We start from the raw sequence: 15,840 nt of genomic DNA, 5'->3' as shown, positions 1-15,840 counted from the left end.
GACTGAGCCGAACGCTTTTGCGCTTCCTTCACCTAGTCTCCGTCGTGAATCTCTATCGTAGCGCCCGGGCCGTCGCCGGGGCGTCCGGTTCCGATGCGATCGACTGGCGATCGGCCGCCGACGCCGCCAAGGCGGCGACCGATCCCGGTACGCTCGAGCTCGAGCCCGGCGAGCGCGATGGTTACGCCCGCGACGTTCGGGACGCGCGGGCAGCCGTACGAGCGGTCTCCGGCGTCGAGTTCGACGTACCCGAAACCATCGAGATCCAGAACCGCCACCACTGGATCGACGCCAACGTCGCCACCTTCGAGCGGGTCATGAGCGCCCTCGAGACCCACACCGGCGCGTTCCCCGGCGTCGCCCGGACGATCAACACGGGGACGATGACCGTTCTCCTTTCCTTCCTCGGACGGAACGTCCTGGGGCAGTATGACCCACTCTTGCTGGCCGATATGCCCGATGACGACCACGCGCTGTATTTCGTTCGGCCGAACATCCGCAACGCAGCCGACACGCTCGACGTGGACGCCGACCGGTTCCGTCGCTGGATCGCCTTCCACGAAGTGACCCACGCCGCAGAGTTCGGGGCCGCACCGTGGCTCTCAGACCACCTCGAAACCCGCATGGAAGACGGAATCGCCACCCTCTCGGAAGGGTCGTTCAACCGCGAGGCGTTCCGCGACCTCGATGCCGCGATGACCGTCGTCGAAGGTTATGCCGAACTTCTGATGGATCACGCCTTCGACGACGAGTACGAGGACCTGCGGCGGAAACTCGACGAGCGCCGACAGGGCCGCGGTCCCCTCCAACGGCTGCTCCGTCGCCTACTCGGCCTCGGACTCAAGCAGCGCCAGTACGAGCGCGGCAAGAACTTCTTCGAACACGTCGTCGCCGTCCGCGACCTCGAGACGGCGGGACTCGTCTGGGACCACCCGGAGAACCTGCCGACCCACGACGAACTCGACGCGCCGGACCTGTGGATTCGACGCATCGATCGCTAACCGCGCTCGAGGTCGATTCTGCGACCCCTAGTCGGTCAGAATCCAGAGGAGGTACCACAGCAACGCGCCACCGGCGACGATACCGCCAAGCATCGCGCCGCCGATTACCACCAGTGACGCGTCACTCTGGAAGGCAATCAGGCCGCCTGAAAGCCCGACCAGCAACACGAACACGATTTTGAGCTGATCTGCCGCGTTCGGCTGTGTCCTCGAGCGCGACGGGCCGCGTTGTGGGCCGCGACCCCGGCTCATAGATCGTGTGGCGCGCTGACGTGCATCATTGCAAATCGCCAGTCGCGCGCACCGTCGCTGGCCGATGCCCGTTTTACGAGCGTGGCGCTCCAGCGACTGTCGAAGCGATGTCGATCGCCGCTTGTCGTGTCCGTCCAGGCCATCGTGACGTCGTCGGCCATCGTCGCGAACTCGTCGTGCTCGTCGACGACGAGATGCCGACTGCTAACCGTCCAGTTGTCGGTCGTTTCGGTCTGTTCTGCGAGCGCCCGCGCGATTTCGTCGCTCCCGAACAGGGACTCGCTGATGCCGAATTTGACGGTCGACGCGTCGTCACGGAAGTAGGGCACGAGGGGCTCGCCGTTGCGGAGTGCGTCGTAGTAGTCGCGGACGATCGACTCGGCACTCGGTGACATAACACTATGCTCGAAGTGCGCTCCCAAAGAGCCACCGGACGCGAACGCAGGTTACTGCGCCTCGACCGAGTCTCACATGAAGCCCCGATCGACTTCATCCGTCTCGATCAGGTCGTCGAGTTCGCTGTTCAGTAGCTCGTCGGCCTCCTCGAAGCGCTCGGCGAGGCCCTTGAGTTCGTCGGGGCGGTCGTACTGATCGTACGCCATCGGCCCGAACGCGGGGCTCTCGATGGCCTCCATCACGTCGTCGAACAGGTCCTGCGGGCGGGTCGGCGCGTCCGCGTGCGTCTCGAGGATGGTCTCGAGGCGCTTCCCGACAGTCTCGGCCTGAGCTTCGTCTTCGGGCGGTGATTGGACCGCAAAGCGGCCACCTGCGTCGCGTTCGGGCATGAACGAGCCGATCTCGTCATCGAGATTGCGGGCGACCCGCGTCCCGACGCCACGCACCTCAAATGGGTTTTTCGCGTACGTTTTCAGGAAGAAGACGCCGGCCCGGGGATGCGCGAGGTACATGTCTTCGCCGACGCCACCGGCGCGGTCACCGGCGACGGCACGCCAGTCCTCCGGATCGACATCTCGCTCCGTGACGTCCTCGAGTATGTCCTGCCACTCGCGTATCCGCATACGCGCCGGTTAGATTGCCGGCAGAAAGAACGTATCGATTACCTCGACAGACGCCCCGAAACGACTGTTACGCGAGACAATGACCGATTCGAGCCACGCGGCGCGGGGATGTGAGACGGAATCAAAAGGGATACGATGGCTCCCATCACAGGGAACGTAACCGACGCTTTCCCTATGTCCGGCCGTCACTCACTCTCGTTTGTCGAACTGTTTCGTGCCACGCCGGTGAAAAGTTCGCTGCTGACGCTTGCTCCGCTTGCACTGGCGCTTGGACAACTCGGTAATAGCTACGTCAACGGCGTCTCGCCGGCTGTCTCGATCGGCTTTGCCGCCGTAATGCTGGTATTTGCCGCCGTCGCAATGAGCCACCACGCTGCCGAACACCGTATCCGTCGCCTCGAGGCCGACTACGGGCCGGACCGGATCTAAGTTCCCGTCTCGGGTTCGGTCGCGACCGTCCGTGCGTCGCGGGCCTCGTAGGCGTTGTATCCCGCAAGTCCGGCGACCAACAGCCCGGACGCGATCGTGTTCCAGAACGGGCCGCCAGTCATCTCGAGCAGCGCAGCCGAGACGATGAGCCAGATACCAAGAATGGCGACCAGTGACGCGATGGCGGTACTAAGCGGGATGTCGTTCGTCAGTCGGTAGTAGTTGTAGCCTGCGGCGACGCCGATGACGAGGCCGGCGAGGACGTTGTTCCAGAGCGGAGCCGCAGTCGTCCCGAAGACGACTGTCGACAGCGCGACCCACACCCCGATGACGGCGACGAGCAGGCTGAGGACCGACGTGTCTCGCCGGCGTTCCCCGGTTGCGACTTGGGTAGACTCGTCACGTGGGTCACGGCCCGTATCCGTTCGATCGCCGACGCCGGTGCCCGAATCGATGTCGGCCGCTGCCGGTTCGGTGCGGCTGGGTGGCCCGTCGTCAGTGCCGTCCTCGGGCGGGCCACCCGACCGACGGTCGTCGCTGTTAGGGTCGCTCATAGCAGACAGCGGTTGGCGCTCGCCCGCAAAAGCGTCCGCGTCCGTTCTTCTCATCACGGTTCGATTGATAATAGAGACGGTTCCGCATCTCACTGAAACGGACAGTAAACGCGTCTTATCGGCGGGTGAACGCGACTGTCCCTCAGCGCGTCTCGCTCGCTGGCCATGGCCAAGCGACCGATAGCGTTTTTGATCACTCGACCGTGACAGTAGGCTGTGTACGTACGCGGAACCGTCGCTGACGAGGTCGACGTGCGGTCGGTGTCGACGAGCTACGGCGAAAGCGAACTCGCCGAGGTGCCGCTTCGACTGGCTGACGACGGGATCGAACCGCCCGGCAACGCCACGCCGGCGCTCAGCGACGGCGGAACGGCGGCCGTCACGGACGGCGACGAGACGACGACGGTGACGCTCTGGAACAAGTGGACCGAGTCTGCGGCGTTGCTCGAGCCGGGGATGGAACTGCTCGTGACGAACGCGAAAGAAGAGGAGTTCCGAGGTGAGACGCAGTATGCGACGACGGGCGACTCCTACGTCGTCGTCGAACCCTCCTTTCTGGTCAGCGTCACGTCGATCCGCAACTGGGTCGAGTGTCCCCGGCTGTACTACCTGAACAAGCTCTCGGGCGTCCCGCTGAACTATCCCGTCGTCAAGGGGACCCTCGTCCACGAGGTCTTCGGCGACCTCTTGCGGGGCCGGGACCTCGAGGAGTCGATCGACGCCCGCATCGAGGAACGCGGTCTCCAACTCGGCCTGCTGGGCGAGACGCCTGAAGCCGTCGTCGAAGACGTTCGCGAGAACGCCAAAGCAATTGAGGGATGGCTCGAGCAGGGCCGGCTCACCGAGGACGACAACTGGCGTTCCGAGCAGTTGCTCATCAGCGAAACCTTCGGCATCCGCGGGCGAGCCGACGCCATCAGGCGGGGCGCGCCGGTCGAACTCAAGACGGGGAAGAACCTGAAAAAAGAACCCCGATTCAAGGACAAGGTCCAGGCCGCCTGTTACGCGCTGTTGCTCGAGGAACACGGCGGCGACGTCGACACCGGAACCTTACTCTATACGAAGAACTCGGCGCTTGATCGCAACGAGGAGACCGGCGATCTCACCCCTGCAAAGGACTTCTCGATGGGTGATGGGCTCCTGAAATACGTCGTCCGCCTGCGCAACGAGATCGCGGCGATGGAAGTCAGCAATGGGGTGCCGACCGGCTACGAGGCCGACGCGAAGTGTGAATACTGTTTCGAGCAGGACACCTGCATGGTCGTCTCCGGCCGCCTCGATCAGGACTCCAAGGCTGGCCAGATCGGTCAGCCATTGCCCGAGGCGGAACGCGAGTACTTCGAGCGCTTTTACCGGGCGATCGAGGAGGAACGCCGCGAGGTCCACCGCGAGTACGCCAAACTCTGGGAACAGAGCGCCGAGGAACGGGCCGACGACGACCGCGCGCTGATCGACCTCGAGTTCGTCGAAAAACGGTCGCTCGAGGGCGGCCGCTGGGAACTCAGAGCGCGCCGCGAAGGTGGTGCAACGTCGAAGCTCCGCGAGGGCGACCTCGTCCTTGCGAGTGACGGCCACCCGGTTCGGGGCGACTCCGAGTTGGCGCGGATCGAGCGGTTAGACGACGAGATCGTCCTCACAGCAGACGAGCCGGTCGAAGTCACACGCCTCGACGTCTATCCCTCCGAACTGACGACCGACCGGCTGCTCGTCGCGATGCACGACGCACTGCTGAAAGGCGACGCGCGACGCAAGGATATCCTGTTCGGGCGCACAGAGCCCGAGTTCGAAGCGATCGACGAGGAGTTTATCGGCAATAACAGGAACCAAAACGAGGCCGTAACGAAGGCCGTCGGCGCGAAAGATTGCGCGCTGATCCACGGCCCGCCGGGCACCGGGAAGACCTACACCATCGCCCAGGCCATCCGTGCGATGGTCGAGCGCGGCGAGCGCGTCCTGCTGTCGGCCTTTACGAATCGGGCCGTCGACAACGCACTCGAGGCCACCCTCGAGCAATTGACCGCCGTGATTGACGACGACCAGGTCGTCCGCATCGGCTCCGAAAGTGGCGTTCGTGAGGATATGGCGCCCTATCGGCTCGAGCGCGCGGGCGATCCCGACGATCGCGTCGCGAAACTGCAAAACGCACAGGTCGTGGCGGCGACGACCGCAACCTGTGGCTCGCGGGTGATGAAAGAACAGACCTTCGACGTGGCGCTGGTCGACGAGGCTGCCCAGCTCACTGAACCGGGGACCTGTGCAGCGATCAACCTGGCCGAGCGGTTCGTCCTCGTCGGCGACCACGAGCAGTTGCCACCCGTCGTGCGAGCCGAGAACGAACTCTCCGAGTCGCTATTTGAACGACTCGTCGACCTGTATCCCGACGCCGGCGTCATGCTCGACCGCCAATACCGGATGAACCAGCGCATTCAGGCATTTGCCTCCACCGAATTCTACGACGGCCAGCTTCGGCCCGCGACATCGCCGGTCGCGAGTCGGACGCTCGACGATCTCGAGGGTGTCTCTCGGGACGCCTTGCCCGAACGCCTGCAGGATCCGGTCTCGTTCGTCAACATCGAGGGTGATCGAAGCCAGTACACCGACAGCGAGGAAGCCGCCCGGATCGCCGACCTGATCGAGTCGTACGAGGCTGCCGGCCTCGAGCGCTCCGAAATCGGCGTCATCGCCCCCTTCCGTGCGCAGGTCTCGGAAATCTCGAACCACGTCCCCGACGACGTCGCCGTCGACACCGTCGACCGCTTCCAGGGCTCGAGTCAAGAGGTCATCATCGTCTCCTTTACCGCGACCGGCACGCTCGAGGGGCCGATCTTCGAGGATTATCGCCGGATCAACGTCGCGTTGACCCGGCCCAAACGCGCGCTCGTGCTGGTCGGCGACGCGCAGGCACTTGCGTCCGATCCGGTCTACGAGCGCATGCTCGCATGGGCACGACGGTAACGTGTCTGGACGGCATGAAACTCCGACATTTATCTTCCGCTGAGCGTAACGACCGATGACATGCGACTCGAGGAGCAGAGTGCGCTCGTTCGAAATGCCGTCTCCGCAGAGTACGCGGATCTCATCGTCTTCGTGACCGAACTTGGTGGAACGACAGCGCTTATGCTCCTCCTTTCGGTGCTATTCTGGTGGTCGAGTCGTCGCCGGAGCGCGCTCGTGATCAGTTACGCGGTCGCCGGACTGGCGCTCATGCTCTCGCTCAAGACGCTGTTTGCGCTGCCGCGGCCGCCAGCAGATGCCATGCTCGTCGCACTCGAGGACGAACGCACCGGCTATGGCTTCCCGAGCGGACATGCTTTCGCCGCAGCCGTCGTCTACGGCGGTCTCGTCTCTGCGTACGACCGAACACGGGACCGACGGGCGCTGCTTGCTGCCGGGACGCTCGTCGTCCTCGTCTCGCTTTCGCGGGTCGTTCTCGGTGTCCACTACCTCGGCGACGTGATCGTTGGTTCGGTCCTCGGGGTCGCGTTCGTCGTCGCCATGGACCGGCTCACGGGTGGCGATCCGACGATCGGCTTCGCGGTCGCGTTCGTCTTCTCGGTTCCCGCGGTCGTCATCGCCAGCGGGACGACCGACTCGTTGCTTGGCCTTGGCGGCTCGATCGGCGGCCTGCTGGGCTCGCGACGGCTTTCGGCCCTGCCAGAACTGCGCTCCCGGCTCGAGGGACTCGTCCTTTTCGTCGTCGGTGGGGGATTCGTGGCCGTCGTCCAAGCCGCTGAATCGGCCGTCGAAGCGGTCGAACCACTACTAGTCGTGCTCTATGCGATCCTCGTTGCCAGCATCCTCCTCGCGCCGGCCGCCGTCGGTCGCCTCGAGGTCGACGTACTCGAGTCACGGTGAGCGTCGTCCGACGGTCAGTGGTAGCGCCGTCGATTCGCTGGTATCCAATATCACGCAGACTCTCACGCTATCGAAACAATACTTATTGTTAGCAGCCCTATATGATGGTGTATGGAACTCGTCACCACTGAAACGGTCCCCGGCCGCGAGGTTCAAGAATCGCTTGGCATCGCACGCGGCAATACGGTCAAAGCGCGAAACGTCGGCCGCGATATCACACAGTCGATCCGTAATATCACCGGCGGTGAGCTCAAAGCCTACTCGGAACTGTTGACCGACGCGCGCGACGAGGCGATGTCACGCATGGTCGCGGACGCCGAGTCGATGGGTGCCGACGCCGTCGTCAACGTCCGACTCGAGAGTTCCGAGATCGCAAACGGCGGCTCGGAAGTCATCGCGTACGGCACAGCCGTCCGACTCGACTGAGACGGACCCCTCTCATACGTCTGATTGTCGTCAACACGCTCGGAACTCGCTTGCTCGAGCCGATCACTCCTCGCGATCGGCCTGCTCCCAGAGCGGATAGAGATCGTCCTCGATCGGCTCGGTAATCGACACACCGTCGAGGATGAGTTCCGGTTTGTCACCCTCGAGCGCGCCGACGGAGCCGATCGCCGCGGCTTCGAGTCCTGCACCCTCGAGATCGGCGAGACACGCCTCGAGCGCGTCCTCGGGGACGGTCGCAAGCAATGCGCCGGAGCCAAAGATTCGCAGCGGATCGACGCCAGCGGCAGCACACAGCGTCGCTGTGGCCTCGCGAACCGGGACGGCGTCACGGTCTATTTCGAGCCGGACGTCCGAGGCGCGGGCCACCTCGAGCAAGCCCGACGTGACGCCGCCTTCTGTGGGGTCGTGCATCGCCGTCGCGTACTTGCGGACGATTTGAGCTTCGGGAACGACGCTGATCTCCTCGAGATAGCCCGCAGCGCGCTCACGGATTTCGGGAGCGACATCGAGGTCATCGCCAAAATCCGCCGCGAGGATAGCCGACCCCTCGATACCTGCCGCCTTGGTGAGGATGACGATGTCTCCTGGCTCAGCTCCGCCGGTCGGAACGTACCGCTCGGTCGCTCCCATCGCCGTCAGCGAGAGCAGCGGCCGCTCGAGCTGGTCGACGTACTCCGAGTGGCCGCCGACGATCGACGCGCCGAGGTCGCGCGCTGCGGCGTCGAGGTCACGAGAGATTTCCTCGAGGACGTCCGTGTCGACGCCAGTTGGAAGCAACACGACGGCGGTCAGCCATCGCGGGTCGGCCCCCGAGACGGCGATGTCGTTGGTGGCAACGGCGATACCGAGCTGGCCGACCTGCGAGGCGGCCAGCGAAATCGGATCAGAGCTGACCACGAGCGTTCCCTCGCCGTCGGGCCAGTCGATCGCGGCGGCGTCTTCGCCCTCTGCCGGGCCCTGTAATACCGTCTCGTCGGTCTCGGCCGCCCCCGTTCGCTGGAAGACGTGCGTGAGCAGATCGTCCGGACTCACCTTGCCGGGCATACCACGAACTGGGTCGATGCGCGGCTTGTAGCTGTCGAAGAACTCGCTTCTCGATTCCCTCAGACGGACTACTGTAAGTCATTTCCGGTGCAACCGCAACCCGCACTGCGGTTGCACCGGCAAATCGGTACAGCAGACCGTATCAGGCGTCAGGCGCGACCGCGTCCATCGTCCGGCGAATCCCCTCCTCGTCGGCACCGCGCGGGAAACTGACCGCGATGGCGTCGAGCCCGTCGATCGCCTCGTAGCGTGCGAGTTGCTCACGAGCCGTCTCCGGATCGCCGACCGCACAGAGGTCGTCGAGGATGTCTTCGTCGACGAGTTCGAGCGCGCGCTCGCGCTCGCCAGCCTGCCAAGCATCGTAGATATCGGCGGCCTCGTCGTAACCCTGGCGCTCGAGGGAGTCCCGGTAGAACGTCCCCATCCCGCCGATATAGAAGGCGACGTGCTGGCGGGCGAGCGCCCGGGCTTCCTGGGGATCGTCCAGTACGCAGCAGGTAACGCCGGCAGTGACGTGAACGTCGTCGGGATCGCGATCGCCGAGGTCGGCACCACGCTCGATATCCTCGAGTCGCGTATCGATCCCCTCGGGCGTGAGCATGATACCGTGCCAGCCGTCGGCGAATCGGCCCGCTAGTTCGACCGCCTTGGGACCCATGCCAGTGACTTCGATCGGCGGGGTCGTTTCCGGCGGGGCACAGCGCAGCCGAAAGCCCGACAGTTCGAACTCGTCGCCGTCGTAGTCGACGGGCTCGCCGGAGAGGACTTGCCGAACGATTTCGACCGTCTCACGGGTCCGTTTGAGCGGGTTGCCGTACGTCATCCCGTGCCAGTTTTCGATCACGGCCGGGCCGCTCGGTCCGAGTCCCAGCCGAAAGCGGCCCGCGGCGAGTTCCTGAAGCGTTGCCGCCGTCTGGCCCAGCAGCGCCGGCGACCGCGAGTAGGTGTTGAGGATGCTCGAGCCGATGTCGATCGACTCCGTTCGCTCGGCCATCGCCGAGAGGACGGTGACGGCGTCGCGACCCCACGTCTCGGGGAGCCACACACAGTCGTAGCCGGCCGTCTCGGCCGCCCGTGTGTAGTCGACGATCGAGTCGATCGTCGGCTGTGCGGCGACGGGAAGGTGGATATCTCTGTCAACCATCGTCATACACACATGGAACCCGGCCTTTTGGGTGTATGGGAACCGAAAACGGGTGGTGGACCGTTTATTTCGGGGTCAGCGTCTGCCTGGAACAGGTCGCACCGTCAGCTCTGACTCGGAGACAGCCTCCGCTCACATCGGCGACCCAAGCACGCTCACGAACAGTGGCTCGAGTCAGCCTGACTCGACACTGTCGACACGCTCGAGCGACCGTCGGGTGGCGGGTTGTGACCGGCAGTCAGTCGTTTGCTGTCGATCCGTTCGACATCGATATTTTTGCGTAAAAGTGTTTATGGTTCTCCAACAAGTAATTCGAGTGTCACCATGGATGTAGAAGAATTTACACAATCGAACGCGCCGAAAGACGGAAACAGCGGATTTCAAAGGGAAAACAAGCGGCTTCTCGACATTCCCGTCGACGGAATGGTGATGGTCAAAGCCGGCTCAATGATCGGATACACTGGGGAGCTGACGTTCACCGGAAAGTCGTCTGCCGAGGGTGGACTCACAGGGTTCGTCAAGGAGGCAGTGTCGAGCGAGGGAACACCAGTGATGGAAGCCGAAGGGAGTGGCCACCTCTATGTCGCCGATCAGGGAAAGAAAGTCCAGATACTCGAGCTCGATGAGGGACAGTCGATCTCGGTCAACGGGAACGACGTCCTCGCCTTCGAGTCGACAGTCGACTACGAAATCAATACCATCGGCAGCCTCTCGGAAGTCGCCGCGGGAGGCCTGACGAACGTGTACCTCACTGGCCCGGGCGAAGTTGCGATCACCACCCATGGGGATCCGCTGGTGGTGACACCGCCAGTCACCACCGATCCGGATGCGACTGTCGCCTGGAGTACCAACCTCTCGCCGTCGTTTGCGACAAACAAAACGATCGAGATCGGGCAAACCTCTGGGGAGAACATCCAGATGGAATTTACGGGTTCGGAGGGATTCGTCGTCATCCAGCCGTACGAAGAAGGAGGAGCCCAGCCCTAGGCCGAACGCGCAGTGTGGCAACCGGATCTACTGCTATGATGAGCGGAGAGCGAAGAGAACACTGACTGTCGAAGCCGCGCCGGGAGGCGTCATCGCTCGCTGCGGTCCTTGCCAAGGTCCTCGTAGATCTGGGGATCGGTCTGGAACTTGAGGACGTTGTGGACCGCGGAGTTCCGAACGTTCTCGATGACTTTGCCGTGTTTCGAGTAGCAGTCGTGGATCCACTTGGGAACTTCCTGCCGGTCGCGAAACATCATGATCGTCTTCCACTGGTACTCCCCATCGGCGAGGAAGAAAAACAGCGTGTGTTTGTCCGCTCGGATGTCCTCCATCGCGGCACGCCAGTGATCGGCGAAGTGTTCAGTATTGAACTTGAACTCGAACAGCGCAAAGATATAATATTCCTCGTTGGGGATGATCGCCTCGCGGAAAACCCCCTCGTCGCGCATCCGTCGAATCGACTCGCTGACGGTGACGTGGGAGACATCGATGTCGTACTTGTCCTCGAGGACCGTGGTGAGCTCTCTCGAGGAGAGCTGTGGATCGTCGGCGAGTTCGGTGAGAATCGCGATATCCCGATCTTTAAAATCCCAGTTCGGTGGATCGCTGCTCATGCTAGTGCAACTGTCGTGGCGGCCTTGATATAGATTGATATTAGATCGATCGGACGGCCGTCGTGCGTTCGCATGCAGTGACGTTACCGGTTTTGCGAATCGGTGTCTCGAGTCGTCGAGAGGCCCGCCAGCGACTCCTCGCCGATCTCCTCGAGGACGTGCTCGTGAAACGACTGGAGGGCGGCGCTTTCATCCTCTGCGAGAACGACGTCGCTGGCCGACAGCGTCGCGAGCCCGAACGCCCGCGGCGTCGGCGAATCGAGGAGTTGCCGCGAGAGATCAAGCTCGCCCGCGTCGATCGCGTCGACGATGGCCTCGATCTCGGCGACGTTGAGTTTGTCCTCCAAGATTTCGCGATACGTTTCCTCGATCACGGCGAAGTCCTCGAGATCTTCGGCAAAGCCCAGCAGCATCTCGCTCGAGACCTGCTGTTCGCTGGCGGACTTCTCGTAGCCCTTGTAGCGTTTGAGGATCATGAGCGAGCGGGTCGCGTTGATCCGGAAATAGCGCTGGAGCAGGTCGGTTCCGGACAGCGCCGCCCGGAGATCCGTACGGACATCGTCGGCCTCGAGGTCGGCGACAATGCCCTCGAGATCGACTTTCCGGTTGAGCGGCATCGAGAGGACAAACCCGTTATCCGCGACTGCGACGCGGACGTTCGCCGTCGCTTCCTGGGCACAGCGATAGGCGAGCAGGCGGGAAAGGCCATCGTTGACCTTTCGGCCGTAGTTCGAGCGAACGTAGTAATGGCGTTCGTACTCCTCGCGGTCGCGGACGACCTCGATCGCGAGCCGGTCAGGCGTGCTCACGCTCTCTATGCCAGCGTACTGCACGTGATGATCGAACAGCCGAGCGATCGCGCGGACGCTGTCGTCGTCAAGTGGAAACTCCCGGAGCCACGCGCGAACCCGCGGCGGCCCGCCAGCGTCGTAGCGCTCGAGGAGGTCACGCTGAAACGCGAGGATCTCACGGCCCAGATCGTACGACAACGGCAGCCGCTCGGAGTACCACGAGGGAACGGTCGGGCGGGCGCTCGTGCGGTCGACGTAGACCTTCGAGCCGCGCCGATAGCGATACTCGAAGTGATCGCCACCGAGGACGAAGACATCCCCTTTCTCCAAGGTATCGAGATACTGTTCGTCCAGCTGGCCGACCCACTCGTCGCTCGCCCGCGTGTGGACATCGCAGGTAAACGAGTCGGGAATCGTCCCGATGTTGGTCATGTAGATGACCCGCGCGAGTCGGCCGCGTTTGCCGATCAGCGACTCGCCGACCGGGTACGCTTCGTGGTGGTGCTCGCCGTCCGGCGGATCGTTTTCGTCCCGCCAGACCTTCGCATAGACGTTCTTGTCCTCGAGACCGGCGTACTCGGCGGTGAGATATCGCATGAGCGACTCGTATTCATCGTTCGTATAGTTCCGGTAGGGATACGCCCGCCGGAGGATCCCTTTCAGTTCGGATTCGGGTCGGATCTCGGCGATCGCCATCCCGTAGACGTGCTGGGCGGCCACGTCCTGAGCGTTCTCGGGGATCGACACCGAATCGACGAACCCCTCCGTGGCCGTCTTGAGCATGACCGCACACTCGAGGAGTTCGTCCCGGTCGAGCGCGATCACCCGTCCTGTCACAGTTTGGCCGACGCGGTGGCCCGCCCGCCCGACCCGCTGGAGGAGGGCAGCGACGCTTTTGGGCGAGCCGACCTGCACCACGAGGTCGATATGGGGCATGTCAATGCCAAGCTCGAGGCTCGTCGAAGACGTAACCACCTCGAGGTCGCCAGCCTTCAATCGTCCCTCGACGTCCTGGCGAACCTCTTTCGAGAGGCTGCCGTGGTGACAGGCCGAGTTGGCCTCGTCGTAGGCGCCGAAGCGCTCCCGAAGGTTGTGGAGAACGCGTTCGGCCCCCGAGCGCGTGTTGGTGAATACGAGCGTGTTCGTGTGCGCTTGGACGTGGTCGTGGAGTTGCTGGTAGAACCGCTCCTGAACTACCTCACGGGACGTATTGATCAGATCGGCGGTCGGACACTCGAGTTGCAGGTCGAACTCACGGGCAAACCGGGCGTCGACGATCTCGTAGTCCCGCGGCGCTCCACGCGGTTCATCACGGCCCACCAGAAACTCCGCGACCCGAGAAAGGGGTTCGATCGTCGCTGAGCAGCCGATTCGCGTAATCTCGCCGTTGGCAATCGCCTCGAGTCGCTCGAGGCTCACCGCGAGGTGTGTCCCCCGCTTGCTCGCCGCCAGCGAGTGGATCTCGTCGACGATGACGTACTCGACGGTACGGAGTTTCTCGCGGAACTTCGGCGAGTTGAGCAAGATCGCGAGCGTTTCCGGCGTCGTATTGAGGATGTGGGGTGTCTCCTCGAGCATCCGCTGGCGGTCGCTGGAGTCGGTGTCGCCGTGACGGATCGCGTGGCGAATCTCACCGATCGACGCGTCCTCGCGCTCGGACGCGATCTCCTCGATACCTTCGAGTGGCACCTCGAGATTGCGGTGAATATCGTTCGCGAGGGATTTCAGCGGCGAAATGTAGAGACAGTACACCGAGTTCTCGAGGCCAGCGGGAGACTCCGTCTCCCGAGCAGACGGGCGCTGCCCGTCGACGTCGTCGGCATCTCGTTCCCGCCGGTACAGCGAGTTGATGATCGAGAGAAACGACGACATCGTCTTGCCGCTCCCCGTCGGCGCACAGACCAACGTGTTCGTCCCTGCGTCGATCTTCGGGATCGCACCCCGCTGTGGCGGTGTAAAAAAGCCCTCGTTCTCGGGAACGAACTCGCCGAACGCCTCGAGCCACCACTCCTGGACTACCGGCTCGAGGGAGTCGAAGACATCGCCATCCTTGATCGTGACAGCGGCCGGATCGAACGGCAGCGAATCGTCGGCAACCGGCAGCTCGAGGCGCTCGTCCCCGTCCATTACCGTCGTCTCCGGGGGCGGCGTGTAAGAGCGTTTGGGCACCAAAGTGAAAGTGAACCCTCGGTTCGACGGTCTCAACTGTCGGTCAGGGCCTTCAATCGTTGGTCGCCGACTCGTCGGACTCGCAGTCCTCGAGTCAGCTCAAGAACGGGGGATCGATGCGTATTTATCACTGAATCCTCACTTTCAATCTCTGATTACCGTAAAGTGATTACTAACAGTCATACGATCCCAAATTAGGAAACAACCTCTGAAAAATTATTCACAGTAGGTTGTCTGACGCACGTCATTAGAGGAACGGTCGATTTTATATATCGGTATCTGGCAGCGGTGATTGTGCAAAGCACTCACTCAATCAGCCTCACGGTTGTCGAAGAAATCGCCAAACAAGAAGGAGTTTCACCGGAAGAACTTCGGCCACCGCTTCACTACGTCATTGACACGGACGCGCTCGACTCACTCTTCCAGTCGGTCGATGGCGAGCGGGTTCCGTCCACAGTCAAATTCACGTACAACGATTACATGGTCTCGATCGACGAGACGGGAGACGTGAACGTGGTAGATCACACGTCAGTCACAGAGGCGGACAAAACGGTAGTGTGAACCGATTCGGAGTTCCCAACACTCGATTGATCTCTTATTCGTCGGTCGTAAGCAATACTCTTAGTGTCCACTTCGAGCGTCGCCGCTTGCGTCAACAAGAAGTTGCAGCCGCTTAGTGCTGCATGATGCGGAAATCAGTGTGACATCCTCGCCCGTCCTAAAGGACGGGGCTTCCTACAAGGGAAGCCTCGCGTCGAGGGAGATTTCAGGACTCAAAGAGCGCAAGNTCCCGTGGCGAGTCATCGCGTTCCGGTTTCCAAGGAACGCTCTCTCCCCACGGGTCAACGCGACCAGCGATGTTCGCTGCTGCGTTGATATCTGCCTGATACTCCGTCACCCAACACTCCGGGTTCGTACACGAGAACTCAGCTTGTGACCCACGACGACCGATGTGACCGCAAGCGTGACACGTCTGACTCGTGTAACGCGGGTTCACGTATNACGCCCACGAGTGCAAACGTCGGTTCATGTACTTCCCGTAATCCAGATTCTCGCGGATGTACGACAGGTCCTCGAGCACGATCACTGGATCGTCAAAGGACTCGGCGTACTCGACGGCTTCCCGAGACGCCTTCTCGACGATGTCCGTCAGGGCGTTCTGATAGTGGTCGAAGCGTTCGTCCACGCGCCACTGCTCGGTGTCACGCTCTTGGAGGCGTTTCAACGTTGTGTACATCTCCTTGCGGAGTGCTCGAGCACGACCACCATTGTAGATGTACGGTTGGATCGGAGTATCGTTCTGACAGGCACAGCCCGTCAGAAGCTTGGACTCACCGATATCGAAACCAATTCGAGTCGGGTCGTCCGGGATCTCTGGGTCGGCGACCTCGTACTCGACGGTGACGTGCAGCACCCAATTCGTGCGGTGCTGTTGGAGTCGAAACTCCCCAACCGTCACATCCTCGTCGAGCAGGTCGAACCAGAGCGATTCCTGTTCGGGGTTGATTCGAAGTGGAATCCAGAAGGCGTTGCC

At 62.6% G+C, this 15,840-nt stretch carries 16 protein-coding genes; 7 read left to right on the top strand and 9 right to left on the bottom strand.

The window, feature by feature from the left end:
- Window positions 1-44: 44 nt before the first annotated feature.
- Window positions 45-1,001 (top strand): zinc-dependent metalloprotease, encoded by a 957-nt coding sequence (locus C476_RS07715; RefSeq protein ID WP_008011589.1) that lies wholly within the window; start codon window positions 45-47, stop codon window positions 999-1,001.
- Between the two features lie 27 nt (window positions 1,002-1,028).
- On the opposite strand, the gene C476_RS07710 is transcribed toward C476_RS07715, so the two are convergent.
- From C476_RS07710 to C476_RS07700, 3 genes are all read right to left on the bottom strand, one after another.
- Window positions 1,029-1,253 carry a hypothetical protein gene (locus C476_RS07710; protein ID WP_008011587.1) on the bottom strand — a complete coding sequence of 75 codons (225 nt, stop codon included), beginning with the start codon at window positions 1,251-1,253 and terminating at the stop codon, window positions 1,029-1,031.
- Window positions 1,250-1,648, bottom strand: coding sequence for a nuclear transport factor 2 family protein (locus C476_RS07705; RefSeq protein ID WP_008011585.1), 399 nt, complete (start codon window positions 1,646-1,648; stop codon window positions 1,250-1,252). The genes C476_RS07710 and C476_RS07705 overlap by 4 nt, the downstream gene beginning before the upstream one ends.
- A 72-nt stretch (window positions 1,649-1,720) precedes the next feature.
- Complete coding sequence (locus C476_RS07700; protein ID WP_008011584.1) at window positions 1,721-2,272, bottom strand: hypothetical protein; 552 nt, start codon at window positions 2,270-2,272, stop codon at window positions 1,721-1,723.
- A 174-nt stretch (window positions 2,273-2,446) separates the two neighbouring features.
- On the opposite strand from C476_RS07700, the gene C476_RS07695 reads away from it, so the two are divergent.
- On the top strand, window positions 2,447-2,701 hold the full coding sequence (locus C476_RS07695; protein ID WP_008011582.1) for a hypothetical protein: 255 nt from the start codon (window positions 2,447-2,449) through the stop codon (window positions 2,699-2,701).
- On the opposite strand, the gene C476_RS07690 is transcribed toward C476_RS07695, so the two are convergent.
- Complete coding sequence (locus C476_RS07690; protein WP_008011580.1) at window positions 2,698-3,255, bottom strand: SPW repeat domain-containing protein; 558 nt, start codon at window positions 3,253-3,255, stop codon at window positions 2,698-2,700. The two genes, C476_RS07695 and C476_RS07690, sit on opposite strands and share 4 nt — an antisense overlap.
- A gap of 216 nt (window positions 3,256-3,471) precedes the next feature.
- Here C476_RS07690 and C476_RS07685 point away from each other — a divergent pair, with 216 nt between their 5' ends.
- From C476_RS07685 to C476_RS07675, 3 genes are all read left to right on the top strand, one after another.
- Window positions 3,472-6,210 (top strand): AAA domain-containing protein, encoded by a 2,739-nt coding sequence (locus tag C476_RS07685; RefSeq protein WP_008011578.1) that lies wholly within the window; start codon window positions 3,472-3,474, stop codon window positions 6,208-6,210.
- 60 nt (window positions 6,211-6,270) lie between these two features.
- A complete protein-coding gene (locus C476_RS07680) occupies window positions 6,271-7,110 on the top strand; it encodes a phosphatase PAP2 family protein (RefSeq protein ID WP_008011575.1) in 840 nt (279 codons plus the stop codon).
- 111 nt (window positions 7,111-7,221) lie between these two features.
- On the top strand, window positions 7,222-7,536 hold the full coding sequence (locus C476_RS07675) for a YbjQ family protein (RefSeq protein WP_008011573.1): 315 nt from the start codon (window positions 7,222-7,224) through the stop codon (window positions 7,534-7,536).
- Between the two features lie 63 nt (window positions 7,537-7,599).
- On the opposite strand, the gene C476_RS07670 is transcribed toward C476_RS07675, so the two are convergent.
- Both C476_RS07670 and C476_RS07665 read right to left on the bottom strand, forming a co-directional pair.
- The gene (locus tag C476_RS07670) at window positions 7,600-8,601 is read right to left on the bottom strand and encodes an AIR synthase family protein (RefSeq protein WP_008011571.1); all 1,002 of its coding nucleotides are present in this window, start codon (window positions 8,599-8,601) and stop codon (window positions 7,600-7,602) included.
- A gap of 142 nt (window positions 8,602-8,743) precedes the next feature.
- A complete protein-coding gene (locus C476_RS07665; protein WP_049911655.1) occupies window positions 8,744-9,745 on the bottom strand; it encodes a TIGR04024 family LLM class F420-dependent oxidoreductase in 1,002 nt (333 codons plus the stop codon).
- Between the two features lie 324 nt (window positions 9,746-10,069).
- On the opposite strand from C476_RS07665, the gene C476_RS07660 reads away from it, so the two are divergent.
- The gene (locus C476_RS07660; RefSeq protein ID WP_008011567.1) at window positions 10,070-10,732 is read left to right on the top strand and encodes an AIM24 family protein; all 663 of its coding nucleotides are present in this window, start codon (window positions 10,070-10,072) and stop codon (window positions 10,730-10,732) included.
- Window positions 10,733-10,821: 89 nt separating this feature from the next.
- Here the strand turns inward: C476_RS07660 and C476_RS07655 are convergent, their stop codons facing one another.
- Window positions 10,822-11,346, bottom strand: a complete 525-nt coding sequence (locus C476_RS07655) for an Lrp/AsnC family transcriptional regulator (RefSeq protein WP_008011565.1) — start codon at window positions 11,344-11,346, stop codon at window positions 10,822-10,824.
- An 83-nt stretch (window positions 11,347-11,429) separates the two neighbouring features.
- A complete protein-coding gene (locus C476_RS07650) occupies window positions 11,430-14,264 on the bottom strand; it encodes an ATP-dependent helicase (RefSeq protein WP_008011563.1) in 2,835 nt (944 codons plus the stop codon).
- A gap of 336 nt (window positions 14,265-14,600) precedes the next feature.
- Here C476_RS07650 and C476_RS07645 point away from each other — a divergent pair, with 336 nt between their 5' ends.
- Window positions 14,601-14,867, top strand: coding sequence for a HalOD1 output domain-containing protein (locus C476_RS07645; protein WP_008011561.1), 267 nt, complete (start codon window positions 14,601-14,603; stop codon window positions 14,865-14,867).
- 205 nt (window positions 14,868-15,072) lie between these two features.
- Here C476_RS07645 and C476_RS07640 read toward each other — a convergent pair.
- A partial coding sequence (locus tag C476_RS07640) for an IS200/IS605 family accessory protein TnpB-related protein (protein WP_008011559.1) occupies window positions 15,073-15,840 on the bottom strand: 768 nt, incomplete at its 5' end.

The organism is Natrinema limicola JCM 13563, assembly GCF_000337475.1.
In the GTDB taxonomy this organism is placed as follows: domain Archaea; phylum Halobacteriota; class Halobacteria; order Halobacteriales; family Natrialbaceae; genus Natrinema; species Natrinema limicola.
Note: the sequence above shows the minus strand (reverse complement) of the source record. Positions and strands in the feature narration are given on the sequence as shown.